At 50.4% G+C, this 24,833-nt stretch carries 20 protein-coding genes; 13 read left to right on the top strand and 7 right to left on the bottom strand.

Annotated features, from left to right (window positions below; translation table 11 throughout):
* Positions 1-368 precede the first annotated feature (368 nt).
* The gene (locus QWY82_RS17945) at positions 369-1,778 is read left to right on the top strand and encodes an alpha-amylase family protein (protein ID WP_290265125.1); all 1,410 of its coding nucleotides are present in this window, start codon (positions 369-371) and stop codon (positions 1,776-1,778) included.
* 97 nt (positions 1,779-1,875) lie between these two features.
* On the top strand, positions 1,876-4,428 hold the full coding sequence (gene hrpB, locus QWY82_RS17940; protein WP_290265124.1) for an ATP-dependent helicase HrpB: 2,553 nt from the start codon (positions 1,876-1,878) through the stop codon (positions 4,426-4,428).
* Between the two features lie 124 nt (positions 4,429-4,552).
* Here the strand turns inward: hrpB and dmeF are convergent, their stop codons facing one another.
* Positions 4,553-5,491 (bottom strand): CDF family Co(II)/Ni(II) efflux transporter DmeF, encoded by a 939-nt coding sequence (gene dmeF / locus QWY82_RS17935; protein ID WP_290265122.1) that lies wholly within the window; start codon positions 5,489-5,491, stop codon positions 4,553-4,555.
* A gap of 66 nt (positions 5,492-5,557) precedes the next feature.
* Between dmeF and QWY82_RS17930 the strand changes: the two genes are divergently transcribed.
* From QWY82_RS17930 to QWY82_RS17905, 6 genes are all read left to right on the top strand, one after another.
* A complete protein-coding gene (locus QWY82_RS17930; protein ID WP_290265119.1) occupies positions 5,558-5,833 on the top strand; it encodes a metal/formaldehyde-sensitive transcriptional repressor in 276 nt (91 codons plus the stop codon).
* Positions 5,834-6,603: 770 nt separating this feature from the next.
* Complete coding sequence (locus QWY82_RS17925; RefSeq protein WP_290265116.1) at positions 6,604-7,827, top strand: TolC family protein; 1,224 nt, start codon at positions 6,604-6,606, stop codon at positions 7,825-7,827.
* A gap of 20 nt (positions 7,828-7,847) precedes the next feature.
* The gene (locus QWY82_RS17920; protein ID WP_290265115.1) at positions 7,848-9,089 is read left to right on the top strand and encodes an efflux RND transporter periplasmic adaptor subunit; all 1,242 of its coding nucleotides are present in this window, start codon (positions 7,848-7,850) and stop codon (positions 9,087-9,089) included.
* A 12-nt stretch (positions 9,090-9,101) separates the two neighbouring features.
* A complete protein-coding gene (locus QWY82_RS17915; protein WP_290265113.1) occupies positions 9,102-12,224 on the top strand; it encodes an efflux RND transporter permease subunit in 3,123 nt (1,040 codons plus the stop codon).
* Between the two features lie 484 nt (positions 12,225-12,708).
* Positions 12,709-13,905 carry an Nramp family divalent metal transporter gene (locus QWY82_RS17910; RefSeq protein ID WP_290265111.1) on the top strand — a complete coding sequence of 399 codons (1,197 nt, stop codon included), beginning with the start codon at positions 12,709-12,711 and terminating at the stop codon, positions 13,903-13,905.
* Positions 13,906-13,948: 43 nt separating this feature from the next.
* Positions 13,949-14,473 carry a YgjP-like metallopeptidase domain-containing protein gene (locus QWY82_RS17905; protein ID WP_290265109.1) on the top strand — a complete coding sequence of 175 codons (525 nt, stop codon included), beginning with the start codon at positions 13,949-13,951 and terminating at the stop codon, positions 14,471-14,473.
* Positions 14,474-14,510: 37 nt separating this feature from the next.
* Here the strand turns inward: QWY82_RS17905 and QWY82_RS17900 are convergent, their stop codons facing one another.
* Positions 14,511-16,070: an FG-GAP repeat domain-containing protein gene (locus QWY82_RS17900; RefSeq protein WP_290265106.1), complete on the bottom strand. Its 1,560-nt coding sequence runs from the start codon at positions 16,068-16,070 to the stop codon at positions 14,511-14,513.
* Positions 16,071-16,380: 310 nt separating this feature from the next.
* Between QWY82_RS17900 and QWY82_RS17895 the strand changes: the two genes are divergently transcribed.
* Positions 16,381-16,722, top strand: a complete 342-nt coding sequence (locus tag QWY82_RS17895; RefSeq protein ID WP_290265105.1) for an FKBP-type peptidyl-prolyl cis-trans isomerase — start codon at positions 16,381-16,383, stop codon at positions 16,720-16,722.
* Between the two features lie 20 nt (positions 16,723-16,742).
* Here QWY82_RS17895 and QWY82_RS17890 read toward each other — a convergent pair whose 3' ends face one another.
* The 4 genes from QWY82_RS17890 to QWY82_RS17875 form a co-directional block, all read right to left on the bottom strand.
* Complete coding sequence (locus QWY82_RS17890) at positions 16,743-17,543, bottom strand: LytR/AlgR family response regulator transcription factor (protein ID WP_290265104.1); 801 nt, start codon at positions 17,541-17,543, stop codon at positions 16,743-16,745.
* An 8-nt stretch (positions 17,544-17,551) separates the two neighbouring features.
* Entirely contained in the window at positions 17,552-18,637 is a 1,086-nt protein-coding gene (locus QWY82_RS17885) for a sensor histidine kinase (RefSeq protein WP_290265102.1), read from the bottom strand.
* Between the two features lie 46 nt (positions 18,638-18,683).
* On the bottom strand, positions 18,684-19,490 hold the full coding sequence (locus QWY82_RS17880) for a LiaF transmembrane domain-containing protein (RefSeq protein WP_290265100.1): 807 nt from the start codon (positions 19,488-19,490) through the stop codon (positions 18,684-18,686).
* Between the two features lie 62 nt (positions 19,491-19,552).
* Positions 19,553-20,014 (bottom strand): DUF4389 domain-containing protein, encoded by a 462-nt coding sequence (locus QWY82_RS17875; RefSeq protein WP_290265098.1) that lies wholly within the window; start codon positions 20,012-20,014, stop codon positions 19,553-19,555.
* Between the two features lie 428 nt (positions 20,015-20,442).
* Between QWY82_RS17875 and QWY82_RS17870 the strand changes: the two genes are divergently transcribed.
* The 4 genes from QWY82_RS17870 (at position 20,443) to QWY82_RS17855 (ending at position 23,559) form a co-directional block, all read left to right on the top strand.
* Positions 20,443-22,143: a DUF1631 family protein gene (locus QWY82_RS17870; RefSeq protein ID WP_290265095.1), complete on the top strand. Its 1,701-nt coding sequence runs from the start codon at positions 20,443-20,445 to the stop codon at positions 22,141-22,143.
* 38 nt (positions 22,144-22,181) lie between these two features.
* Positions 22,182-22,595: a PilZ domain-containing protein gene (locus QWY82_RS17865; RefSeq protein ID WP_290265093.1), complete on the top strand. Its 414-nt coding sequence runs from the start codon at positions 22,182-22,184 to the stop codon at positions 22,593-22,595.
* A 341-nt stretch (positions 22,596-22,936) separates the two neighbouring features.
* Complete coding sequence (locus QWY82_RS17860) at positions 22,937-23,359, top strand: hypothetical protein (RefSeq protein ID WP_290265091.1); 423 nt, start codon at positions 22,937-22,939, stop codon at positions 23,357-23,359.
* A complete protein-coding gene (locus tag QWY82_RS17855; RefSeq protein WP_290265089.1) occupies positions 23,356-23,559 on the top strand; it encodes a helix-turn-helix transcriptional regulator in 204 nt (67 codons plus the stop codon). The genes QWY82_RS17860 and QWY82_RS17855 overlap by 4 nt, the downstream gene beginning before the upstream one ends.
* Positions 23,560-23,681: 122 nt before the next feature.
* Here QWY82_RS17855 and QWY82_RS17850 read toward each other — a convergent pair whose 3' ends face one another.
* Entirely contained in the window at positions 23,682-24,683 is a 1,002-nt protein-coding gene (locus tag QWY82_RS17850) for a HEAT repeat domain-containing protein (protein ID WP_290265087.1), read from the bottom strand.
* Between the last annotated feature and the right edge of the window lie 150 nt (positions 24,684-24,833).

The raw sequence follows: 24,833 nt of genomic DNA, 5'->3' as shown, positions 1-24,833 counted from the left end.
TTTGACTTACCTTTCGTCGTCTTTTTCTGACTCTATCTCTGACTCTGACTCTATCTCTGTTACGGCACTGTTTTAGCTAATAGCTGTAAGTTGCACCAGTGAGACTGCGTAGTCATATGGACAGCCGTGCCAGTTGGTGGCGGCGTAATTGTGTGTTGTGTTTCATAATTTCGAACACATGCGAGCCGTGTGGCTGTCGGACTACTGAGCCGCCATCGACTAACACCTTGATTTTCTTCAAATTGATTTTTGTATTTAAACAGGATCAGAGTTCGTAAATTGAATACGTATGCATAAACATTGTTGTTTATAGATATTTCTCTTTAACTGCGATGGTGTTTTTTCACACAGCTAACTAGGAGAAAATAATGAATAAGAGTCTGGTTAATTTATCCCCGCGCCTGTTCCACTTGTGTACCCTGTTATTGTTTTTCTGCTTGGCCGGCCCAGCCAAGGCCGATGTTATTTTACACGCCTTTAATTGGACCTATACGGACGTTAAGAATAAAGCCACGGAAATTTCCAATCTCGGCTATAAAGCCGTATTGGTTGCACCGCCATTGAAGTCGTCAAAAACCGGTTGCCAATGGTGGCAACGCTACCAGCCGCAGGACTGGCGTGTGATCGATCATTGCCTTGGCAATAAAGAATCTTTTGTGGCGATGGTCAATGCTTTAAAAGCCAAAGGCGTTGTGGTGTATGCAGACATAGTGCTGAATCACATGGCCAACGAGCGCAATGGCGCCACCGATTTCCCCGGCAGCGCGGCGCTTACCGACTATGCCAGTAACCCAACCTATTGGAACAAGCAAAAATTATTTGGCAATCTCGATAACGGCTTGCTGAGTAGCTGGGATTTTCACGAGGCTAAATGTATAAGCGATTACAACAACGTATGGCAGGTGCAGAATTGGCGTTTATGCGGCGCTTACCCCGATAAAGGCCTGCCGGATCTGAACCCCAATAGCTATGTTGTCGAATCGCAACGATCTTATTTGCAGGGCTTAAAAAACTTAGGCGTAAAAGGCTTTCGCGTCGATGCTGCAAAACACATGACCAACTGGCACATTAATCAAATATTTACCGCCAGTATTAAACAAGGCATGCATGTTTTTGGCGAGGTGATCACCAGTGGCGGCACCAACACCAGCGACTATCAAAATTATTTAGGTCCCTACCTCAACGGCACCGATCACGATGCCTATGACTTTCCCTTGTTGAATGCTATGCGCAATGCCCTGCAACCCAGTGGCTCCATGGCGGCCTTGGATAACCCCTATGCAAACGGCAATGCCTTGGCGGGTGATCGCGCAGTGACTATGCCAATTACCCACGATATTCCCACCAACAGTGGTTTTCGCTATCTAATCATGAACAGCACCGACGAACATTTGGCCTATGCCTATGTGTTGGGTCGCAGAGACGGCGCGCCCATGGTATTTAGCGATAAAACCGGCACCGACAATAATCGCTGGGTGGATGACTATAAACAGTCGGACATCAAAGCCATGGTGAAATTTCACAACCGCGTTAAAGGCCAGGCCCAAGAAAGTGTGTGGGCCGACAATTGCGTGGTGGCTTTCCGCCGTGGTAAAGAGGGCGTTGTGGGGATCAATAAGTGCGGTGAAGAGCGCTGGATAAAACTCAACACCAACGACAAGTATTATTGGTATCGCAATTATGTCGATACCTTGACGGGCGATACCTTCTCCATCGACGCCAGTGTCAAATGGATTCGCATCCCCGCGCGCAGTGCGAGGCTCTGGGCGGCGAGTTAATTTTCTATGCGGGACGTTGGTGATCAACGTATGTAAAGGGTGCTTTGGCACCCTTTTCAGTTTCCGGTAAACTGGCATTTTTAGCGCGATGCCCAAGATGCACGTTTTACCTATCAACGCCGTGTTACCCGACTTACTCGCCGCTTTGCGCCAGAGCGATGACTGCATTCTGGAGGCGCCGCCCGGCGCCGGTAAAACCACCTATGTACCGCTTGCACTGTTAACCGAAGCTTGGCTCAAGGGTCAGAAAATTCTGCTATTGGAGCCGCGCCGTTTAGCGGCGCGCGCTGCGGCGAGCCGTATGGCGAGCTTACTCAATGAAGCGGTGGGCGAGCAGGTGGGTTTTCGCGTGCGTATGGAATCAAAAATCAGCCGCCGCACCCGAATCGAGGTGGTTACCGAAGGTATTTTGACCCGCATGCTGCAGGATGATCCAAGCCTCGAGGGTTATGGCATCGTTGTGTTTGATGAATTTCACGAGCGCAGTTTGGATGGCGATTTAGGTTTAGCTCTAGCCTTAATGGCGCGCGATCTCTATGGCGATTTACGTCAGCAGCCACTGAAACTTTTGCTGATGTCGGCCACCCTAGACGGTCAAGACATTAGCCGTTTACTCGATAGCGCGCCCATTATTCGCAGCGAGGGGCGAAGTTACCCCATTCAAATTCACTACAGTGAACCCTGGCAATTTAATCAAGATCTGGTGGCGCGAATCGTGGCCGCTATTTTTATTGCACTGCAACATCACGATGCCAGTGTGTTGGTATTTCTGCCTGGGCAAAGCGAAATTCGTCGCGTTGCCGATACCTTAAGCCATCGCTTGGGCAGTGATTCTTGTGCGTTGAATAATGTAATGTTGGCGCCCTTATTTGGTGATTTAAGTCTCGATCAGCAGCGCCAAGCGATCGAGCCCTGCGCGCCGGGCTTTCGCAAAATTGTGCTGGCAACCAATATTGCCGAAACCAGTTTGACCATCGATGGCGTCGATGTTGTGATTGATAGTGGCTTGTATCGCCAAGCCAGCTTTAACCCGAATACCGGTTTGACCCACCTAGTGACCAAGCGAATCTCTAAGGCGTCGAGTACCCAGCGCGCGGGTCGCGCGGGTCGTTTAGCGCCGGGCGTTTGTTATCGCCTCTGGAGCGAGACGCAGCAGCAAGAGTTGGCGGCATTCACGCCGCCGGAAATTGAGCAGTCGGACCTATCGCCCCTGGCCTTGCAGTTGTTTCGCTGGGGTGTAACAAGCCCAGCGGAACTGCGTTGGCTAACCCCGCCACCCACGGGGGCTTGGCAGCAGGCCGTCGATTTACTGTTGCGTTTACAAGCCGTCGCTGTGGATGAGCGCGGCGTGCAACAGATTACCGAGCAAGGTCGCATGATGAGCGATGTGCCTGCTCATCCGCGCTTGGCACACATGCTCGTGTGCGCGCAAGCGCTGGGCCAGTTACCTCAAGCGGCATTGATTGCGGCTTTACTCAGTGAGCGCGATGTCAACGCCGGTGGCGCAGATGTACAGTTGCGCCTCGATTGGCTTAAGGGCGATCGCCAAGGGCCTGGCGGTGTGGCAAAGCGCTTGCGCCAACTGGCCAGTCAATTTGAGCGCGCCTTGGGCCAGCGGGCCGAAGCGACTAGGGTGAGCCGAGGCGAGTTATCGGTGCCACCAGATCAAATCGCCGGCTTGTTGTTAGCCTTTGCCTTCCCCGATCGCATCGCCCAGCGGCGCTCCGAGCAGGGGCATCACTATCGCTTGAGTAATGGTAGAAGTGCCGTGTTAGCCGAAACCGATAGTTTGCGCAGTCAGCCCTGGCTAGTGGTTGCGGAAACCGGCGGGCACACGGGTGAGCGCATTTTTTTAGCCGCCGCACTGGCGCCAAGCTTGTTCGACGGGCCGTTAAAAACACTGGTGCGCGTTGAGCAGTCACTGGGCTGGGACAACAACGCCGAGCGCTTTGTTGCAGAGCAGCGCCGCTGTGTTGGCGCACTCATCCTTGCCAGTAAACAATTGCCGCCCCTGACCGGCGAGGCCAAGCAACAGGCATTGCTGCAGTTGGTGCGCGATAGAGGTTTAGGGTTATTCGAGTGGAGTGAAGCCGCGCGTCAACTGCGGGCGCGGGTTATGTTAGTGCGCGAGCACACACAGCAACCCATCAACCAGTCTGAGCTAAGCTGGCCAGATTTTTCCGATACCGGTCTGTTAAATAACCTGAATCTTTGGTTGGCGCCCTATGTCGACAAAATTAATAAGTTGCAGGATTTTAAAGCACTCGATCTCCACGGTTTGTTGTGCAACCAGCTCGATTGGCATCAACAACAAGCGTTGAATCAATTAGCGCCGAGCCACTGGTTGGTGCCGTCTGGCAATGCTATTGCTATCGACTATGATCAAAGCCCGCCGGTGCTGGCGGTCAAATTGCAGGAAATGTTTGGTTGCGAAGAAACCCCTGCGTTGGTTAACGGCAAGGTCACTTTGTTGTTACATTTGTTGTCGCCAGCGCGCAGGCCGATACAAATTACCCAGGATATCGCGGGCTTCTGGCGCGGCAGTTACCAAGCGGTGAAAAAAGACATGAAGGGCCGCTATTCGAAACACCCATGGCCAGATGATCCACTGCAGGCGATAGCAACGGCAAAAGTAAAAAATAAAATGTAGCAGCGGCTCATTTCAACCGGCGCAATAGAACCTACCTTTCTGTCGGCCGCAGGCGCAAACGGGACTGGTAAAATTAAAATGCTGGCATTTTTTGTTTCATGTAATGCCGTTGGCTTTTCTGAATCTAGGATACATTTGATCTGCCATGGTTTACCTCAACCGTCACATGCACTAATTCTTCGATGCTGTTCAGCCACTCCTTCACCAAATCAGCTGTCACTGCCGAGCTCGTAGTCACCGATAAAATACAGGCATAATGTTTTTTCCCAACGCGCCATAGGTGAAAATCAGTAATTTCAGTTGCTGGTCTTTGCGCGTGCACGCGGTCTTTTACTTGGGCCGCGATGGGTTTATCCATTTCTGCATCCAGTAATATCTTGGCGGTATTCTTAATGAGCCCAACAGCCCAAATGCTTACCAGTATGGCGCCCACAATACCCATTACCGGGTCGAGCCAACTTGCCCCCCACAGTTTGCCGCCGAACAGTGCAATGATGGCGAGCAATGAGGTTAGTGCATCCGTTATTACGTGTAGGTAAGCCGCGCGCAAGTTTAAGTCGTGATGATGGTCATGGTCATGGTCATGATCTTCACTGTCGTGATGGTGATGATGCCCGCCCTTTAACAGCCAGGCACATATAAGGTTGACCAGCAAGCCTAGGATGGCTACCAAAATTGCCTGATCATACTGAATTGGGGTGGGCGCTAAGAGCCGTGCTACCGATTGAAAAAACATGAGCCCGGCAATGCCCACCAGAATTATTGCACTGGTATATCCGCCCAGCACTTCGATTTTCCAGGTGCCAAAGGCGAAGCGTGGGTGTTGCGCAAACCGCCGCGCTGCTGCATAGGCCGCTACCGATAGGCCCAAGGCTAACGCGTGCGAACTCATGTGCCAACCATCGGCCAGTAACGCCATGGAGTTGAACAGCCAACCACAGGTAATTTCTACCACCATCATGACAACAGTCAGCATTACTGCCCAGCGGGTGTTGCGCTCGGCCAAGGGGTTGCCTTGGTCAAAAACATGATCGTGATAGCGCTGTGCTGGTTCTGTTGGCATGGGTTGCTCCTCAGGTTTGTGACGAATATACTATACCCCAGTATATGATAAGGATGAAGCTAATCAATGTCACACACAGCCAAACAGCGCCAAAAATTGCTCGCACGGGTTCGCCGGATTAAAGGCCAAGCCGAGGGGTTGGAAAAGTTACTTGCGCAAGACGGTGATTGCAGCAAGGTGTTGCAGCAAATCGCTGCCGTTCGAGGCGCCGTGAATGGCTTGATGGCTGAAGTATTGGAAAGCCATATTCGCGAGCACTTAGGCGTTCATGATATTACACCCGAAGCGCGCGAAGCCGATGTTGAAGAAGTTGTAAGCGTGTTGCGCTCTTACCTCAAATAACCTTGGCTGAGTATCTTTTTACCAGTGCCATTTTGCAAACTTCCTACTGTATGCGTCGTCGCCGAATTGAAATAATATTGTGTTCCAGTGTCTGTGAATTAACTAAAATTGAGTTAGAAATGAGAGGGCGAGGTTGATGGTTGATGCTATTGGCAAAAATGCAAAGTCCCTCAAGCAATTTCATTCCGCTGAGTGTATAGTCCACCAATGATTCGAAAAGCCGTGTCCTTTCTGCTTCTATTACTGATTGTTTTCCAATCCTTGGAAGCTATGGCGGACGTGCACCCCACTGATCATGTTGGCTTGGAGTCCCATTCCCATCGCCACCTAGAGAGTCATTCGGAGCCTAGCTCAACGGAATTACCCACAAAATCGAGCGTAAGCTCGGATCAAAACCTGCCTGTCGATCCACTAGCAGATTGCCATCACCATAGTTGCCATTTTCATATTTATTTGTTCAGTAATCTGACGCAAATAAATGAGCTGCATAAACGTTTATTGCCCAATGATTATCCTTCTGTTTTCCCCGAAGCCCCCGCGTCGACACTTTACCGCCCTCCGATAGCCTGATCTTACTCATTAAGTTTTTCCGTGTCGCAGTTATCTGCCATGCGCGGTTTAAATCATCTTAAATAAGTAGGATCTAGTCTATGTTTTCAACATATACGACGGCCATATTTTGCGCGTTGGCGCGGCGACCATTGAAAATTCGCTGCGCACTCTTCGGTTTATTGTTTCTAACGTATTCTTCAGTCATTAACGCGACCGCTGTGAAACCCACCGTTACATTGACAGAAGCCGTACAGCGCTCTCTCTCACAAAACCCGTCTTTAAAGGTTTTCCCCTATCGTTATGCGGCCTTAACAGGGCAAGCAGAAATTGCTCAGCTGCGGCCGGCATATGAGTTGAGTTTTGAGGCAGAAAATATTGCAGGCACGGGAAATTTCAGTGGTGTGGATAGCGGTGAGCTAACCATTGCCCTGTCTTCTGTGATCGAAATGGGCGATAAGCGGGAGGCTCGGCAGGGCGTTGTTTCTTATAGTCGGTCGGTTCTTGATGCCAAGCTTCAGGTGGCGTCTCTAGCCTTGCTTGGTGAAGTGACGCGCCGCTACGTCGAAGTGCTTGCCGCGCAGGAGCAGTTGGCATTAGCCGGCGAGGCCAGCGATTTGGCGGGCGAGAGTTTGCGCATTGTGACAAAGCGAGCGGCTGCGGGTGCAACACCCGAGGCTGAAGTGAGGCGAGCACAGGCCGCGGCTGAGCAAGCAAAACTCGCTTTACTTGCGCAGCAGCAACGATTTATCTATATGAAAGTAGCACTCGCTGCTTTGTGGGGTTCGACTACGCCTGACTTTGACAAGGTAGAAGGGAATCTATTTGAGTTTGGCGAGGACGTGGCATTCGATAGCTTGTTTGCCAAAGTTGAAAAAAATCCGGTAATCGAAATATTCGCGGCCGAGTCGCGGCTAAAAGACGCTGAGCTGCGGCTTGCACAAACCCAATCCCGCGCCGACATCCGTTGGTCTTTGGGCGTGCGTCAAATGCAGGAAACCGATGACACAGCATTGGTGGCAGGTTTCAGCATGCCGCTGTTTTCCGGCCAGCGAAATTCAGGCGCGGTGACCACAGCTCTAGCGGAAAAAAATCAAGTATTTGCGCAGCGCGAGGTGATGCTGCTCGATCTGCATACGCAGCTGTTTCGAGCTTTTCATAACCGCAAACAAGCGATTGTTACGGTTAAGGCGCTAGGTAGCACCATCATTCCTGCACTCGAGCAAGCGCTAACAGAAACTCAGGCTGCCTATCAGCGTGGCCGCTACGGGTATCTCGACTATGTCAGTGCCCGACAGGAATTATTGAACGCTCGAAATACTCAAATTGAAGCCGCTGCAGCGGCCTTAACCTTTGGCGCTGAAATTGAACAGCTAACGGCCGAGTCTTTGGCTTCAGGGCGCGGACAAAACAATGATCAGCAGACTGAGTCATCGCTGCGCTAAACCAATTTTAGGATGTTGATATGAACGTAAAAAAGACACAATTTTTTAAACGCTGGGCCCTAGTGTTGCTGATTCCGTTTTTGGGTTTAGCGCTGAATGCATACAGCGCGGGTCAAGCCAGTAATGCAAATGCACCGCAGGAAGGACAAAAAGGCCCGAATGGTGGAAAGTTAATGCAAGACGGCCGCATTAAATTGGAATTGGCTATTTTTGAACGCGGTGTTCCGCCCGAATATCGCGCTTGGATTAGCCTTGATGGCAAACCCGTTGACGATGCGGAACTGACCGTGACGCTGACCCGCTTGGGCGGGCAGCAGGATGTGTTCAGCTTTAGCAAGCGCCCGCGAGACGCGTATTGGTTAGGCGCTGGCGTTGTTACTGAACCTCATTCTTTTGATGTGTTGGTGAATTTGCGCTTGGCAGGCAAAACTCACCAATGGCAATGGGAATCTCACGAGGGTCGGGTTGAAATTAGCGCTGATATCGCGAAAAAAGTGGGTATTGCTACCGCGGTTGCAGGCGCTGGCAAGATCGAGCGCCACTTACAAGTTTTTGGTCGCTTGGCAACACCACCCGATCAAAAGGCAGAGCTGCGTGCCCGCTTTCCTGGCGTGGTGAAAGCGGTGTATGTGAACGTGGGTAAATCGGTAAAAAAGGACGCGCTTTTGGCGGTTATTGAATCGAACGAAAGTTTACAAAGCTATGAGCTGCGTGCGCCCATGGCTGGCGTTATTCAAGAGCGTTCGGCTAACCGGGGCGAATCCGTGTCCGATGCCCGCCTGTTTACACTGGTCAATAATGAAACGCTCTGGGCTGAACTCAAAGTTTTTCCTAGCCAGCGCGAGCAAGTTTTGGCCGGGCAAAGTGTTCATATACAACACAATAAACATCTACATGACAGCCAGATTAGCCACATGACAGCCAGCGCCAATGGCGCGCCCTTCGTATTGGCCAGAGCCTTGTTAACTAATACGGAAGGGGATATGGCACCGGGAGATTTGGTGAACGGCACGATAGATGTAGAAGAAGTAGAGGTGCCGCTTGTGGTGGACAACCGCGCCTTACAAACGTTTCGCGATTGGACCGTGGTGTTTATCAAGGTTGGCGACAGCTATGAGATACGCCCGCTGGAATTGGGGCGCAGCGATGGTCGCTACACGGAAGTCATCGGTGGATTGAACGCTGGCGACGACTATGTGGTGGACAACAGTTATTTAATCAAAGCCGATATTGAAAAATCCGGCGCCTCACACGATCATTAATTGGAGATAGACATGATCAATGCAATCGTGCGCCTCTCCATCGAGCGGCGCTACCTCGTTATGAGTCTGATGCTGGTTTTGATTGGCATCGGGGTCTGGAGTTATCAACACCTGCCCATCGATGCCGTGCCAGACATCACCAATGTGCAAGTGCAAATCAATACCGAAGCACCTGGGTTTTCGCCCTTGGAAGCGGAGCAGCGGATTACCTTTCCGGTAGAAACCGCGCTCTATGGGTTGCCGGCACTGGATTACACTCGCTCCTTGTCGCGCTACGGACTGTCACAAGTTACCGTGGTGTTTAAAGAGGGCACGGACATCTATCACGCTCGCAATCTGATCGACGAACGATTGTCCGCGATTAAAGGTGCCCTGCCGCTGGGGCTGGAGCCAGAGATGGGTCCGATTGCGACCGGCCTCGGCGAAATTTTTGTCTATACCATTGAGGCTTCGCCGAGTGCGACGCAGAAAAACGGCGAACCCTACGACGCCATGGCGCTGCGAGAAGTTCAGGATTGGGTTATTAAACCGCAATTAGCTCAAGTACCTGGCGTGGTTGAGATAAACACTATTGGTGGATACGACAAACAATATCATGTGCTACCAGATCCTCAGCGTTTGTTGGAAATGGGTGCGACCTTGGATCAAGTAGCCAACGCGCTGCGCCGCAATAACAGTAATCGCGGTGCTGGCTACATCGAACGCAATGGGCAGCAACTACTGGTGCGTTCGCCCGGTCAATTGGCCAGCATTACGGAGATCGAAAACGTAGTGGTAGGGCTGCTCGGCAACGTACCTATCACCGTTAAAGATGTGGCGGACGTGGCCATTGGCAAAGAGCTGCGCACGGGTGCGGCCACGCGGGATGGCCGCGAAACCGTTATGGGTACGGCGATGATGTTGGTCGGCGAAAACCCGCGCATTGTAGCGCAAGATGTGGCGCGCAAGCTGGAAGCTATTCGGCCATCACTACCAAGCGGCGTCAAGGTTGAGGCGGTTTACGACAGAACCACGCTAGTTGATAAAACCATCGCCACCGTGCAAAAAAATCTGGTGGAAGGCGCTTTGCTGGTGATCCTTGTACTGTTTGTTTTGCTAGGCAATATCCGTGCGGCGCTTATTACTGCCGCTGTGATTCCGCTGTCGATGTTGGCGACCTTAACGGGCATGGTGCGCACAGGTGTATCCGCTAACTTGATGAGTTTAGGGGCTCTGGATTTTGGTTTGATTGTGGATGGCGCTGTCATCATCGTTGAAAACTGCATTCGACGGCTATCGGAATCCCAGCATCAAAACGGCAAGCAGCTGGACTTGCGCGAGCGCTTGCATTTGGTCTACTCAGCGACAGGTGAAGTGATTCGGCCAAGTTTATTCGGCGTGGCGATCATCACCGTGGTGTATATCCCGATATTCTCGCTCACTGGTGTGGAAGGCAAGATGTTCCACCCCATGGCGGCAACGGTAGTGATGGCCTTGCTGTCGGCGATGCTACTGTCTCTCACCTTCGTACCCGCCGCGGTTGCGTTGTTTATGGGGGGCAAGATCAGTGAAACGGAAAGTCGTATCATTGTTGTTAGCAAATCGCTGTATCGTCCTGTACTAGAAGCCGCGTTTCGATTGCGCTGGTTAGTACTGGGCAGCGCATCTGCGCTAATGTTGCTCTGTGCATGGTTGCTAACAACGCTGGGCTCGGAGTTTATTCCGCAACTAGGCGAAGGCGATATCGCGCTGCATGCACTGCGTATTCCCGGTACTGGCTTGGAGCAGTCCGTTAAAATGCAGGAAATTCTTGAGAGCCGGATTAAAGAATTTCCCGAGGTGGATAAAGTGTACGCGAAAATCGGCACGCCGGAGGTGGCAACCGACCCCATGCCACCCAGCGTCGCGGATAATTTTGTTATTCTAAAACCGCGCAGTGAGTGGCCGAATCCCGATCGCTCAAAAGCCGATTTAGTTACCGCGATGGAAGCGGCCGTTACCCAGTTGCCTGGCAACAACTATGAATTTACCCAGCCTATTCAAATGCGTTTCAACGAATTGATTTCTGGTGTGCGCACGGATCTGGGTATCAAAGTTTTTGGCGATGATCTTGATCAATTAGTTGCGACGGCTAACGATATTTTAGAAATTGTTGAAGCAATTGACGGGGCGGCGGATGCTCGTGTCGAGCAGGTCACAGGCTTGCCTATGCTGTCCATTGTGCCCAAGCGAATGACCTTGGCGCGCTATGGTTTGAGCCTAGATGAGTTGCAGGATTTTGTGGCTGCAGGTGTTGGCGGAGAAGAGGCTGGTTTGATCTATGAGGGCGACCGTCGTTTCAAGCTGATGGTCCGGCTGCCCGAGCTATTGCGCACGGATATCGACAGTTTGGCTTTCTTGCCAATTGCTTTACCCAATGGCGATTTTGTTCCCTTGAGTGAAGTGGCAGACATGGAGTTGAAACCGGCACCGGCGCAAATTAGTCGCGAAAACGGCAAACGTCGGGTGGTGGTCACCGCCAATGTCCGCGAACGGGATCTTGGCGGCTTTGTCGATGAGGTCAAGCTGAAAATCAACGAGCAGTTGGAATTGCCCAGCGGCTATTGGCTGGCTTACGGTGGCACCTTCGAGCAAATGGAGTCAGCCAGCCAGCGCTTGGCTATTGTGGTGCCAGTAACGCTGTTGATCATCATTGGCTTATTGGTCATGGCCTTCGGCTCATTGAAAGATTCGTTGATTATCTTCACGGGTGTACCGCTGGCATTAACGGGCGGGGTGTTAGCGCTTTGGTTCAGGGATATGCCACTGTCGATTTCGGCTGGCGTGGGGTTTATTGCCCTGTCTGGTGTGGCTGTATTGAACGGCTTAGTCATGTTGGCCTTTATTCGAGACCTTTGGCACGAAACCGGTGATCTGGCTAGGTCTGTGATTGACGGGGCGCTGATTCGGTTGCGTCCGGTGTTAATGACAGCCTTGGTCGCAAGTCTTGGCTTTATCCCTATGGCTCTCAATACCGGTACCGGTGCGGAAGTACAACGGCCACTTGCCACCGTGGTTATCGGGGGCATTATTTCCTCAACCCTTTTGACCTTATTCGTGTTACCCATACTGTATCAGTGGGTGCATCGTAGGGATAAAGAACGGGCATCCGCCTAGTAAATGGTGGTGTTGAATAAGTTCAACACCACCGACTTTTTGAGCTGCTACTGTACTTAGCATTCAATTGATTGCGACTGCTGAATATTAGGTTGATTTTTGAATTTTTAAACACGGTATTATTAGCGTATGAGCGAATTTTAATCTGACGTACACTTCTATTGAGTATAAATCTCTTGCTGAGGCATATTGAGGTTTCACATGGCAGATAGAATTGATCATGCTCTTGAAGGCTCTATTGGCACAGCTAAATGTAGGGGATTCGGGAAGATTTCGATTGCTGCTAGCTTTTACTTAGTAAAATTACGTTAGCCTTAAATTAGCTTTGAATAGCCAATGTCTCGCTATTGGATAGCTCAGAATACCAATTTTACGTTATTAGAAGTGGGTACCTGGTTTGGTCTGAGCAGCGGTATTAGTTTTTGGTATTCTAAGCGATACTAATGCTGGCAAATATTTCTTCTTTATTGGAAAGCGTAAACAGATGAAAAAATTTGGACCCGGTTTATTGGTTGCCGCGGCGTTTATCGGCCCAGGCACTATCGCCACGGCGAGTCAGGCTGGGGCCAATTTTGGCTTTACGCTCTTGTGGGCTTTAGTTTTTTCGATTTTCGCCACCTGGGTGCTGCAGGAAATGGCCGCGCGTTTAGGTTTGGTTACCGGCTATGGCCTCACAGAAGCTTTGAAGCGGCACATCCGCTCAGTTTGGTTGTCGCGCGCGGCTATATTGTTGGTGCTTGGTGCCATCGGCTTTGGCAACGCTGCCTATGAGGCGGGCAATATTGCCGGTGCGTCACTCGGCATTTCAAGCATTGTGCAAATTGAGCAAAGTGTACTGGCCATTGCCATTGGTCTGTTGGCGGCCATGTTGTTGTGGATCAATAAATATCGTTTGCTCGAAGGCGTATTGATCGCGCTGGTTGTGCTGATGAGCTTGGTTTTTTTACTGACTTTTTTATTGGTATCGCCAAACTGGGGGGCGATGGCAAATGCACTGTTGCAACCCACATTGCCGGACGGCGGTTTATTGGTAGCAATCGCCTTAATCGGCACAACGGTGGTGCCTTACAATTTATTTTTACACGCCAGTAGCAGTGCTAAGCAATGGGCCGGTGCTGCCAATAAAGACGAGGCGCTTAGGCTGTCGCGCTGGGATACCGGCCTGTCTATTTCCTTGGGTGGGTTAATTAGCATTGCCATCATGGGCACGGCGGCCACCGCCTTTTTCTCGACCGACCTTGTGTATTCAGCCTTAACCATGGCCCATCAGTTAGAGCCCTTATTAGGTGCCAGCGCAAAACTGTTTTTTGCACTCGGATTGTTTGCCGCCGGTTTAACCAGCGCCATTGCCGCACCTATGGCGGCGGCTTTTGCGGTGAGTGGCGCTTTTTCATTAACAGTGCTTGGCCAAGCGCGTTTGTACCGCGCGGTGGCGCTTGCCATCGTTGCTGTGGGTACCTTGTTTTCAGCACTCGGTACTAAGCCATTGGTGGCTATTGTTTTTGCCCAAGTATTCAACGGTTTTCTGCTACCCGTTGTTGCCATTTTTCTACTCTATATCATGAACCAAAAGAAAATCTTAGGCGCTTATGTGAATGGCCCCTGGGCCAATGCCTGTGGCGCTTTGGTGGTGTTAACCGTGCTGGGTTTAGGTGCTTGGAAAATTTTTGGTGTGCTATGAGTATTGCCACTGCTGATGATTATGTCGCTGTAGGTTGCCATCAATGACCGTGTCTAGATACCTCGCTCATTATCCGACTGGATTGCAGCAACAGGTGCAGGCGTTAATTGACGGTAAAAATCTGACCCGTTTCTTGCGAGAAAGGTACCCCGTTACCCATAGTGTTGGCAATGACAAGCAGCTGCGCGATTATGTGTTGGCGTTAAAAAACCGCTATTTAAAACAATCCTCGCCGCTGAGTAACGTTGTTTTTGACAATAAACTGCACGTTGTTCACAACGCCTTAGGCGTGCATCGCAGCCAAGGGCGAATTCAAGGTAATAAGATAAAAACAAAAAGGGATATCCGTATCAGCAGTATGTTCAAGCAAGTACCAGAGGAATTTCTGGAAATGATTTGCGTGCACGAATTGGCACACCTAAAAGAAAGTGAACACAATAAGGCGTTCTACCAGCTGTGTTGCCATATGCTGCCGAACTATCATCAAGTTGAGTTCGATACCCGCGTCTACTTAACCCACTTGGAATTGATTGGCCCTGTCTATACAGGGGCCGAGCCCCAGGAGTAGCTTCAGCAATTTTTTATAGCCTGCTAGTTTGAAAAGCCTATTTCGAAATAAGAACCTTAATGGTATTCGATAGCTGTTTTCTATCGAGCCTGCCGTAGTGAAAAATAATATCCTCTTTGTTGTCATGGTTGATATCTATTACGCTGATTTTGCTGTTGTCTTCGGGTAACAACGTTTTGTAGCGAATTGCCTTGCGCTCAAACTGCGCTGTTTTTGCAAGCCCTGCGTGTATGGATAAAGCTTTATTGTTTTTCGACAGCAGTAGCTCCTTATGGCCATCGCCATCGAGATCGGCGAGCTCAACCACGGCGCTGCCAGAGCGCCCAGAGCTCAAACTGAAATTCAAATTTACGTTCTCCTTTATTAGCGGCGTATCATTGAAGTTAGAGGCCTGATCTTGGGCGAAGATGTAGACATCTTGATTGATGCTGCCCGAAATCAGGGCGCCGATAATTTGGGTCAGGCCGATGTCGAAACCCGACAGCATCACTTCGAATATATCATCGCCATTAATATCAACCAGTTCTATGCCCGATAGGGTGCCTTCGGCCTGAATACTACTGTTGGGTTTGAGGGGAAGTGCGTACTTCCCTTCAATGAGCTGGCCTAGGTAAATTTCGTAATCATTGGTTCTATCCAATACGCCAGCGCTCTGGGTGAAACGCACGACCATGTCAGATAGGCCATCGTTGTTAATGTCTTTAATTTCATCAACTTTTCGATAGCTTAAGTCACTTTGGTCTAATTCTTCACCGTTGTTGTCGCGCTTGTACCACCAATCTGTACCATTGATGCTCGGGTCGGTGACCACCTGGGTTGGCTGTTCAGCGAAGCGCTCCTGCTGGTCTTGCAGATAAACAAGTAGCAAGCCGGTTTCAGCTTTTACGATATCCAAGCGTTGATCTAGATTCATATCTGCCAAAAAAAGCTTCGGGCTAGCGTAGGTGGCGCCGCGGTTGTCGACAATCACATCGGCTTTTATGGGCAGTGATTGCGATTCAAAACCGTTTTGTGTGCCAATAAAAACCTGCGTGGATTCAAAGTCAGCTACTAAAAGATCGGGATAGTTATCTTGATTAATGTCTTTGATGAATTGCCCGCGCGCTAGAAAATCGGCTTCGGCTTTAAGAATGAGCGTGTTTAACGTCAGCGCCGGGGTTAACGCACTCGGTTTATCTATGTCCGCCGGTGCGTACTTATAAAGCTTATGGCTGCTTAGAAAATATAGCGATTGCAGTGTGGCTTTGGCGTGCTCTGAGGTGTCTTGCTGGATCGCAGCAGGCTTACTCAGGTCAAATGTGTGAAACTCTCTGCCCACGGCAACGCGGTCTCGCTCGATATAGGTGCTAGTGTTTGGCTCGTATTGGTAGATTAGCAGCAGCCGGCCAGATTTTTCATCGTTAACAATAACTGCGATTTCCTTACCATGGCCTGGGATGAGATCAGCCGCGAAAGGTGCGCTGACAAGCGGCAATTTGGTGTCGATCTCGTGTTCTTCAAAGTCGAAGCTAGCGGCTTGTGTTAAGGCGGTAAAGCCCAATGACAGCGTTGCGATCGACAAATACCTGTTGATCATTCCTGCCTTGAGTTGCGTCATGCTCATTCCTTAGCCAAATAGTAGCGGATTTCGTCTGCGGCCTATTGTGCACAAGGCGGGGAGTGAGAACAATCGCCCTTTAACTGATCGGGGATGAGTTGTGGTTGGCGTCAGATAGATGGAATTCGGCCTAGGTGACGGTGTGTGGGATGCGAACCGGCGATGTTTGGGTTCAATAGCGGTTATATGTAATCATCGCCTCAATTTAAGCACTAGAGCTGTACATTCACCGCAGCTCTAGTTTAGACATTTCGATGCGTGGTGAGTAATCTTGGCGAGCTATTTACCTATTGCTTGGGGCATAAAATATATGAACAAGGATTTGCAGGCCGAAGATATTGTGCTTGGTGAGGGTAAACTCATCAGCAAAGGCGCGTTGATCAAAACCCATTATACCGGCCGGCTAGAAGATGGCACCGTGTTTGATTCAAGCGCATTGAAGGGTCGGCCCTTTCAGTGTGTCTTTGGCACCGGACGTGTGATCAAAGGCTGGGACTTGGGGCTAGAAGGGATGCGCGTGGGTGGAAAGCGAAAGCTCTTTGTGCCTGCACATTTGGCCTATGGCGAGCGTCAAGTCGGTCAACATATTGCGCCCAATTCGAATCTGCTGTTTGAGATAGAGTTGCTTGAGGTACTGACCCGCGATGAATAGTCGCTTATTGTTCGGCATGTTTACAGTACCGCTAAAAGTTTGGTGTAGCCACTTCGGCTAATGGAAAATTGTTTCGCCTTGTCATCGGTTAATTTCATATTGGCGTAGCGATTATCTTTGCCCTCTGTTTCTATGCCTTTTAGATAATCGAGGTTAATAATGGTGGAACGATGAATTCTGCAAAATTGGCTTGGGTCTAAGAGCTGCTCGAAGTTATTGATTCTATCTTGTTTAATGTGCGTGGCCGCGCTGGTGTGAATAACCACATAATCGTCGGCCGCCTCGATCGCGATAATGTCATTAGCGGCAACAACATGAACGTCGCCCTTATCTCGAATGAGCACCCGCTGCAGTGGTGCTTGCTGTTGTCGGATGTCTTGAATGAGCGCTTTGGTTGCGCTGGTGTCGGTATCCCGTAGGTTTAAACGCTGCGCGATTCGCTCGATGGTTTTTTCTAACCTGGCGCTGTTGATGGGTTTGAGCAGGTAGTCTAAGGCATTATTTTCAAAGGCTTGGATAGCGTACTCGTCGTGGGCCGTGGCAAACACGGTGATCGGTGCGCTGTCACCCAATAGCTCTAACACTTCAAAGCCGTCGAGCTTTGGCATGTGCACGTCGAGAAAAATCAACTGTGGCTGAAGGTCATTGATGGCCTTAACGGCAGCTAGGCCGTTTTCACATTGCGCAATAATCTCAATGTGCGGGTGGGCATTTAGCTGGTGGATTAGCGCTTGCCGCGCGTGCGCTTCATCATCGATAACGATGGCGGTAATCGTTTTGGCCTTCTCGGTATTGGTATCGGCATTGCTATCGGTAGTCATAAGGGCACTTAACCTCCTGTTAGGCTGATGCTGTTTTGAATCAGCGCGGGTAGCATGAGTTCGACCGTGAATAGCCCTGTCTTTTTTTGTATTTTCATCTGCGCGGCGGGGCCGAAGCTATACGCAAGGCGTTTTTCCAGTGACGATAATCCCAGCTTTGTGCTGCGTGGTTTTATCCCGCTGGGGTCAAAACTATTTTCAATGCAGATATGGGTGAAATTGTCTTGTTGGCTAATGGCAATATTGATAAAGCCCGGTTCGAACTGCGAACCGATGCCGTGTTTTATACAGTTTTCTATTAGCGGAAATAGCACCAGCGCGATGGTAGGTTTATCGCGCGCCTCGGGCGCAACCGCCATATCAACCCGCAAGCGTTCGCCGAAACGCTCTTTCTCGATGCTGAGGTAATTCTCGATGTGGGTGATTTCGTCGCCAAATGTCACCTTGTCTTGTTTGCCGTAAGTGACACTGTAGCGTAAAAAGTCGGACATCTTTACGCAGATGTCGTGAATTTTTTCCGGTGCTGCTAAGGATAAGTTAGCCACCATGGTCAGGCTGTTGTACATGAAGTGTGGGTGTACGGTAAGTTTAATCGCCTCAAGTTCAATACTTTTAATTAACAGTTGATGTTCGAGCGAGCGGGCGCTCGTTTGCTCGTCGCCTTTTGCGCCTAAATAGGCGTAGTGCACTAAAATCCAAACCACGTAGAGCACGAGTGAGATAAGAATATTGGCAATAAGTAAGTCGAAGTACATGGCTTCGGCTCGGTGGAAACTCATTTGATCCAATAGCCAATTCCAACCTAGCGCCACCAATAACCACAAACCAATGGTTATCGCGGCGGCCAGACTTTGCGCCACTAAGATGAGGGGCATCGGTGTGTTCGCCAGTGGTAGGCGCAAGCATAAGTAGTAATTGGAGGCGCCGAAAAACAGTAGCAAACCATAGAGCGGTAGGGTTTGAAAAATAATCAGCAGTGCGCCATGGCTCTGCTGATCCAGCTTGACTAATAAAAACGCGATCAGGCAACACAGAAGGCTCCAGAGTATGGCCACGCTGAGTAGAGTGCGGTTGGAGCTGAAAATGGGATGCATAATAGGCGCTAAGGTTGAGTGCTATGTCTATATTTTACGTGGAAAACTAATTCGTTATTTCCACGCCGCCCATCAGCGCCATACCGGTTAACACCAGGTGCTTGGGTGGTACGCCCATCTTGTCGGCTAAGCAGGTGGTTTTGTTGGTCACACCGCCCAGCAACGGCAATAGCTTTACGGTGACATTGAAGTGAGGCGGCACTTTTATTTCTACGCCGCCCATGAGCGCGATGATATCAATCTCTAAGGTGTTTTTTAGGCTATCGGCCTCCCGAATATCCACTTCAGCACCCCCTAAAATGGCAATGATATTGCCATCGGTTAAACGCTTGGAGCGGGTGGAAAAATTGCCGCCGCCCAACACGGTAAATACATCAATTTTTGTGTCGTCGGTGCCGCTGTTGGCTTGCGCTGCGCTCGCTTGCTCATTGGTAAAGTCATCGATCCATTCGCCGTCGATGATTTCGCCTTTTGAATCGCTCGCTTCGCTATCGCGCTGTTTAGCGCTGTCTGATTTACTTTTCAGTAAGTTAATGCCAACAAAGGCGAGTACCACAGGCACGACGATGGCGCCAATACCGAAGTTCAAGATGTGCATGTTGGCGAGCTGAAATAATATGCCCACGGCAATTAAGGTGTGCGGTAGGTACTGGGCTTTGCCGCTTTTGATTTTTTGCTTTTTTGCATGTTGAAACATCACCGCGCCCACCACGATTAACACCACCGGCCAGTTGCGCAACACCACGCCCAGAAAGGGGATGCCGATATTGCTAAGAAACAGCAGTACGGCAAACGCAATCAGGCCTAAGCCAAAGGCTGTGCGCGGGGTGAAATTACCTTTATGATTGTTCATAGCGTCTATCTCGCGAATAGTTTGGTCGTGGTTTGCCGGTGTTGATTACTGCAAGCCTAGGTTTATTTTTCCGACTTTGGTTCATCGGGTAAATCTGTAGGGCCATCTTCCACGGCTTGGGCTTCTACATCAATAGTTACGGGCTCATCTTTTACCTTGGCCGTGTTGTTTTCTTGCGCCTCGTGGGCAGGCGTCTCCTGTGGTTCGTCCTTGTTGGCGCCTTCTCCCGTATTTTTGCTGTCATCTTTGGCGAAGGGAAAAGGTTTTTCCTCGCTGTTGTAGCTAACGAAGGCGAGGGCCTCGTGGATATAGTCGCTGATGCTGGCCGCCATTTTGCGCAGGTTTTCGTTGTCTTGGCCGAATATCATGGTAATGACAAATTGAACGGTGCAAAGCAGCCACATGATAATGCCGGCTATGTGCAGGGCTAGGCCGTAGATCAGCATATACACGAGGCGAACCCAGTTGCGTTTATTGCTGAGGTTTTCGATCACTTGTTCTTGGCTGATTGTCGACTGGTTCATGAGGCTCTCCTTGAGTACTCAGTAGTGTTAGTGCCCGCTCTGGGGTTTGGTGTTGGTACGTTTGTAGATTAGTGCCTAGGAGCGGGTATTTGGCGCTTAAATCGGTCAATGGCGAGTGCTCATCGGTGAATGGGGGGGGGTGATTGGGCTGCAAGCCGCAAGCCGCAAGCCGAAAGCCGCAATGCGCAAGGCGGGGGGCGGCGACCTACAAGGCAAAAGGTTCACGGGGTAATTGCAGCCGCTGAAGGGGTTGGGGCCGATGCTTGTATGGGCATCAGCGCGCGGTGGTCGTGGAGGGCAGCAAGTTCTGGCGCTCCTATGGGTGGTTTTGGAAAAATGGTTAATTGCGCTGAAAGTTCGGTGCGGGTTGTGAGTGTTTACTATAGTGACAGCTTGTTTGCGAAAGTTGATTTTAAACACTGAACCCTATGCAGGTATTCGACCCGAAGGCCATTGTTGATGGCGACGTTGCGCAGTTGGCGGCCCTGTTCGCTCAACTTGCGCAGGCTATGGGGCAAGGCGAAGATAAGATTCGAGCCCGCTTTGTGGCCGATACATTAATCGCCCTGGGGCCGCAGAAGCATCATCAATGCCTTGGTGAAAAATTTGCCGCGGTCTCTCAGTTACTCACCTCGCAGGCCGCCCAGATAGAGCAACTGGTCGCCAACCCCACTCATCCCTTTAATGCGTTTTTAACCCATTGGTTAAGTAAAGCGATTTTATGGTATCCATCCGATAGCCGCGCCAGCCAGACCTACTTGGCCCAATGTGATGGCGTGATAACGGCGCTCGCCAACTGTAAAACCCTGACCCTATCTGCTTGGGATGCGGTGGCCTTGGGGTTAAAAGACATGGATAAAAAGCTGCTTAGCGAAGCCCGCAGAGCCGGCATTGCCGAAGCCCGCCTGTGCGAAACTACCGAAAGCGAATACCGCACCTTAGCGGCAGAGTGTGCGGTATTGGATCTGTTCAATCAGCAATTAGGCCAGTGCTTCTTGCCCGAGTCCGTGCAGCAGGGATTACTGAGCACGCTAAAAGATAGCCTTAAAAATACCGTACTTACCGCCGGCGAGGTCGATCACGAGCGATTGCCTTTGTGGCAGTTTTGGCAGCGCCAGCTGTATCAGTTGGCGCAAATCTACGGCCCGCAAGGTGTGGCACTTGAGGATCAAGTTTTATACGAAACCTTGCCGACACAGCTAGAAAAGCTCGAGCAAAGCGCGGCGACGTTTGCCGTGCACTCGCAGGCTTATGGGGTTTGGATTGATGAGCTCTGCGCCTATTTGATGAGCGCTATTCAAAAGCAGCCGATTGAATGCGCTAAGTTTTCGCCTTTGCCTTATCCAGACGGTATGGGTCAGTCGCAAGCCGTGATGACGCCAAGCTACTTCGCACAGTTTGCCGATGTAAAGCCGCAAGATTGGTTTTACTTTCGCACCCAGGAGACCCAGCCGCTAACCCAAGCGCTAAGGTGTAAGTTAGCGTTAAAGCACGAGCCCAGTGGTCAGCTCCTGTTCGTGGATTGGCTTGGCCGCAAGGTGCTGACCAAGAGTCTACAAGATTTTGCCCTGTGCCTTTCGACCGAAATAGCCCAGCCCATCGTCTTCTCAAGTATCGCTGAGGTATGGGAAAAAGTTGTATGTACTTGGATAAAACGCGCTAATTTAGCCGCTAAACATGAACAAGAAAAAATCCAGCATCAACTACAAGAGCGTGAGCGAGAGAACAAGCAGCGGCTAGATGCGGCGGCTGAAATTGAAGGTGTGCAGCGCCGTCAGGCCGCCGCGCTGAAGGCGCGCGCCGAAGCGCAGGCGTTTAAGCAGTTAGCTGCAGAGCAAAAAGCTAATCAGGCGGCGGCCACGCAGCATATTGCCGAGCTGCAGGTTGGCGCTTGGTTCGAAATCTTTAACGAGGGCGCTGAGCCAACGCGCTGCAAGCTTTCGGTAATCATACAGTCGACCGGAAAGTATATTTTAGTCGATCCATTAGGCCGCAAATATCTCGAAATACTAAAAGACGAGCTGCATGAGCGCATAGCCAGCGGCCAGTTACGGGTATTGCACAAGGGCAATAACTTTGAAGATCAGTTGGCAAAAGTCATTCAGGGGTTGAGGCGCGATGTTTCGTAAACCTAATAACCGATCCAACTGGCCCACGGGGGCAAGTCATGACTGATAATAAGCCGCCACTGCCTAGGCAAGCAGACACCGATAAACGGCAAGAGTATCGCATGGATGAAGCCTTCACCGTATTCATCGAACTGCCTAGCGCCGAGCCAGGTTCGGACAGCGAAATTGTGGTGACCACCAGCCTCGATATTTCCGCCAACGGGCTTAGAGTCATTTCCCACCAGCCGCTGTTAGAGGGGAGCATTCTGAGCACCTGTATCCAGCAGCGCAAAGGCGACGGCGCGGCGAAAAAATTCTTTCTCGTGTGCGAGATCAAGTGGTGCCGGCCCTATGGCGCTAAGGGCGAATATCTACTCGGGCTCAGTTTGTTTGAGGCCGAGGGTTCAAGCATTGCAGATTGGAAAGAGTTTGTGGCGCTGAGTTTGGACAGCGACGATCAGCCATGCGAGTAGGGAAAATGCAGAAATAGCGTTTACTGTGTGGCGTTACGCCGCCACGAAATGGGCTTGAACCGTCGCCGGATGAATTCATCTAGATGCCGTCGACAGCACTGATGCGCGAGGTTTAGTCCATTAATAGTGGCTTGGGGCTTGGTCGATTCCTGCCAGAAGCCAGGGCCTGAGTGCGAGCCTGTGTAGCCCATGGTCACCTTGGTTTGGCGCCTAATCTGTCGACTACTCGCCCATTTCTAGTTAAGTCAGCCAATCTTTTTGTAAAGCTTGGTTGACATTCTGCTCAAGTCTTCCTATCTTAATGTAAAGCATGCATTACATTAAGACAAAGGAGTTATACAGTGAGTAATCATCAGACCAAGCCCAATGATTGGGCCACCACCAATATCAAAAATACCCGTCATCTCGCTCTATGGGCAGGCGCTTGGTTAATTACCTTGGCGCTGGCGTCCTTCGGGCCAAAGATGCTGTGGCAATTTAATACATTAATAACCTTAGTTGCGCTCATGCTTACCTTAGTAGCGGGGGCCGGCATGATTGTGGTAACCATACGGCACGTGAAATGTTTGGACGAAATGCAACAAAAAATCTTTCTCGACGCCTCGGCGCTCACCTTGGGCGTCGCACTCGTTTGCGGCACCAGCTATGAGCTCATGGAAGATGTAAAGCTTATTGCCTTTCAGCCGGAAATCTCCCACCTAATGATGCTCATAGGCCTAACCTTTATCGTTGGCATAGCCCTTGGCAATGCGAGGTATCGATGAAAAATCGACTTAAGGTACTTCGCGCAGAGCGCGACTGGACCCAGGCGCAGTTAGCCGCAGAATTAGAGGTAACGCGCCAGACAATTAACGCCATTGAAACCGGTAAGTTCGATCCCAGTTTACCGCTGGCATTTAAAATATCGCGGCTATTTGAGATGCCAATCGAGGAGGTTTTTCAGGATGAGCCTGTGTCGCCATAAGGGTGAGTAAGCGCTGGCTTGATTTGGATTTATCTGGGCAAGAGTCTAGCGCTGGTTGAAGCTGGCAGTTGCTGGCTGAAACGCTGCAACTGCCAATGAAGGTTGGATCTATTGGATGAATTTTAGTCTAGATAGAGCGCCACTATCTTCTTGTTCCAGGTAACTTCCTGAGTTGTTTTATCGCTCCACTTGGCTTGTTCTGTTTTAAGAAAATCAAGCGCCTCTGTGGTTTGGATATCGCCGATGGCTTTCAGTGCAACGGCTCTGTCTTGCCATTGGTTGCCAGATGTGTAGAGCGCCTTTAGCTCTTCGAACACGCCTTCGCCACCTAGCATACCCATGCCGGATATAGCGGCTAAGCGTATGTATTCGGCGTTGTGCTTGCTGAATTCTAGTAGCGCAGGTAGCGCTTTTGGATTGTTAGAAAAGCCCAGTTCATAAACCTTTTGATAGGCAATGTCTTCGTTTTCAACATTCGCTTTAACGTCTTTGATCAAGGTGTCAACATCGCTGTCAGTTAGCTGGTCGTTAAACAGTGCCAAGTTAATCTTAGCCGCAACTTCCTTAATTAAAATTTCTTGCGGTTGATTAATGGTCGCTTCAACCAAAGGCTCTTCGGTAACTGTCCAAATAGGCACTTTTGCGCGCTTAACGATGGCGGCGATACGGTGTTTCTGGCCGTTTTCTACCAGATCAATTTTTACCATCGCGATCATGACCAGCGGCGAAAATCCGTTGTTGCGATGTGAAATCGTCTCAAAGCTCAGTAATTGCAGCTGATTGCTGGCGGAGTCGTCGAAGGTGACGGGCAGCTTACGGGCTTCTAGTTCATTGCTCAGGGCGCCTAAAAAGAAGGTTGCGGGGTCGATATTCTTCTTGTCTTGTTGGTACACATAGTTGAGCACACCACCTTTGGCACTGACCTGATCCCCAGGAATTTGATGGCTAAACGCTAGGCTGGTAGGTGTATCTTGATCACTGGATACATAGTGTTGAGTTGAAGGTTCTGGGTCGTCGACTTCAACTTGAAAGGTAAAGTTAGAGGCGCACGCCTGTACGAGCAGTGTGGCGGCAATTAGGCCGGCCAATTTCAGTCCTTTGATGGTTTTTCGAACGCTATCCATATCGGCTCCGTAGTTGTAGGTTATTAATGGAGCGCGAAGACTAACAGAAATAGGGACTTTGGTTCCAGATTTCGATTTCTTTCTAACAGGAATTTTTGGTGTTCTAAAATGGTCTATAGCGAAGTGCGAGTAGCACCATACTTTAATGGC

The organism is Simiduia curdlanivorans (assembly GCF_030409605.1).
Taxonomy (GTDB): Bacteria; Pseudomonadota; Gammaproteobacteria; order Pseudomonadales; family Cellvibrionaceae; genus Simiduia; species Simiduia curdlanivorans.
The sequence above is the reverse complement of the archived record's forward strand: the minus strand, read 5'-3'. Positions and strand labels throughout refer to the sequence as shown.

What these genes read in the sequence shown, in the direction of transcription:
- QWY82_RS17945 (WP_290265125.1), top strand. Translation starts at nt 369, where the DNA reads ATGAATAAGAGTCTGGTTAATTTATCCCCGCGCCTGTTCCACTTGTGT.
- hrpB (WP_290265124.1), top strand. Translation starts at nt 1,876, where the DNA reads ATGCACGTTTTACCTATCAACGCCGTGTTACCCGACTTACTCGCCGCT.
- dmeF (WP_290265122.1), bottom strand. Translation starts at nt 5,491, where the DNA reads ATGCCAACAGAACCAGCACAGCGCTATCACGATCATGTTTTTGACCAA.
- QWY82_RS17930 (WP_290265119.1), top strand. Translation starts at nt 5,558, where the DNA reads ATGTCACACACAGCCAAACAGCGCCAAAAATTGCTCGCACGGGTTCGC.
- QWY82_RS17920 (WP_290265115.1), top strand. Translation starts at nt 7,848, where the DNA reads ATGAACGTAAAAAAGACACAATTTTTTAAACGCTGGGCCCTAGTGTTG.
- QWY82_RS17915 (WP_290265113.1), top strand. Translation starts at nt 9,102, where the DNA reads ATGATCAATGCAATCGTGCGCCTCTCCATCGAGCGGCGCTACCTCGTT.
- QWY82_RS17910 (WP_290265111.1), top strand. Translation starts at nt 12,709, where the DNA reads ATGAAAAAATTTGGACCCGGTTTATTGGTTGCCGCGGCGTTTATCGGC.
- QWY82_RS17905 (WP_290265109.1), top strand. Translation starts at nt 13,949, where the DNA reads ATGACCGTGTCTAGATACCTCGCTCATTATCCGACTGGATTGCAGCAA.
- QWY82_RS17900 (WP_290265106.1), bottom strand. Translation starts at nt 16,070, where the DNA reads ATGACGCAACTCAAGGCAGGAATGATCAACAGGTATTTGTCGATCGCA.
- QWY82_RS17895 (WP_290265105.1), top strand. Translation starts at nt 16,381, where the DNA reads ATGAACAAGGATTTGCAGGCCGAAGATATTGTGCTTGGTGAGGGTAAA.
- QWY82_RS17890 (WP_290265104.1), bottom strand. Translation starts at nt 17,543, where the DNA reads ATGACTACCGATAGCAATGCCGATACCAATACCGAGAAGGCCAAAACG.
- QWY82_RS17885 (WP_290265102.1), bottom strand. Translation starts at nt 18,637, where the DNA reads ATGCATCCCATTTTCAGCTCCAACCGCACTCTACTCAGCGTGGCCATA.
- QWY82_RS17880 (WP_290265100.1), bottom strand. Translation starts at nt 19,490, where the DNA reads ATGAACAATCATAAAGGTAATTTCACCCCGCGCACAGCCTTTGGCTTA.
- QWY82_RS17875 (WP_290265098.1), bottom strand. Translation starts at nt 20,014, where the DNA reads ATGAACCAGTCGACAATCAGCCAAGAACAAGTGATCGAAAACCTCAGC.
- QWY82_RS17870 (WP_290265095.1), top strand. Translation starts at nt 20,443, where the DNA reads ATGCAGGTATTCGACCCGAAGGCCATTGTTGATGGCGACGTTGCGCAG.
- QWY82_RS17865 (WP_290265093.1), top strand. Translation starts at nt 22,182, where the DNA reads ATGACTGATAATAAGCCGCCACTGCCTAGGCAAGCAGACACCGATAAA.
- QWY82_RS17855 (WP_290265089.1), top strand. Translation starts at nt 23,356, where the DNA reads ATGAAAAATCGACTTAAGGTACTTCGCGCAGAGCGCGACTGGACCCAG.
- QWY82_RS17850 (WP_290265087.1), bottom strand. Translation starts at nt 24,683, where the DNA reads ATGGATAGCGTTCGAAAAACCATCAAAGGACTGAAATTGGCCGGCCTA.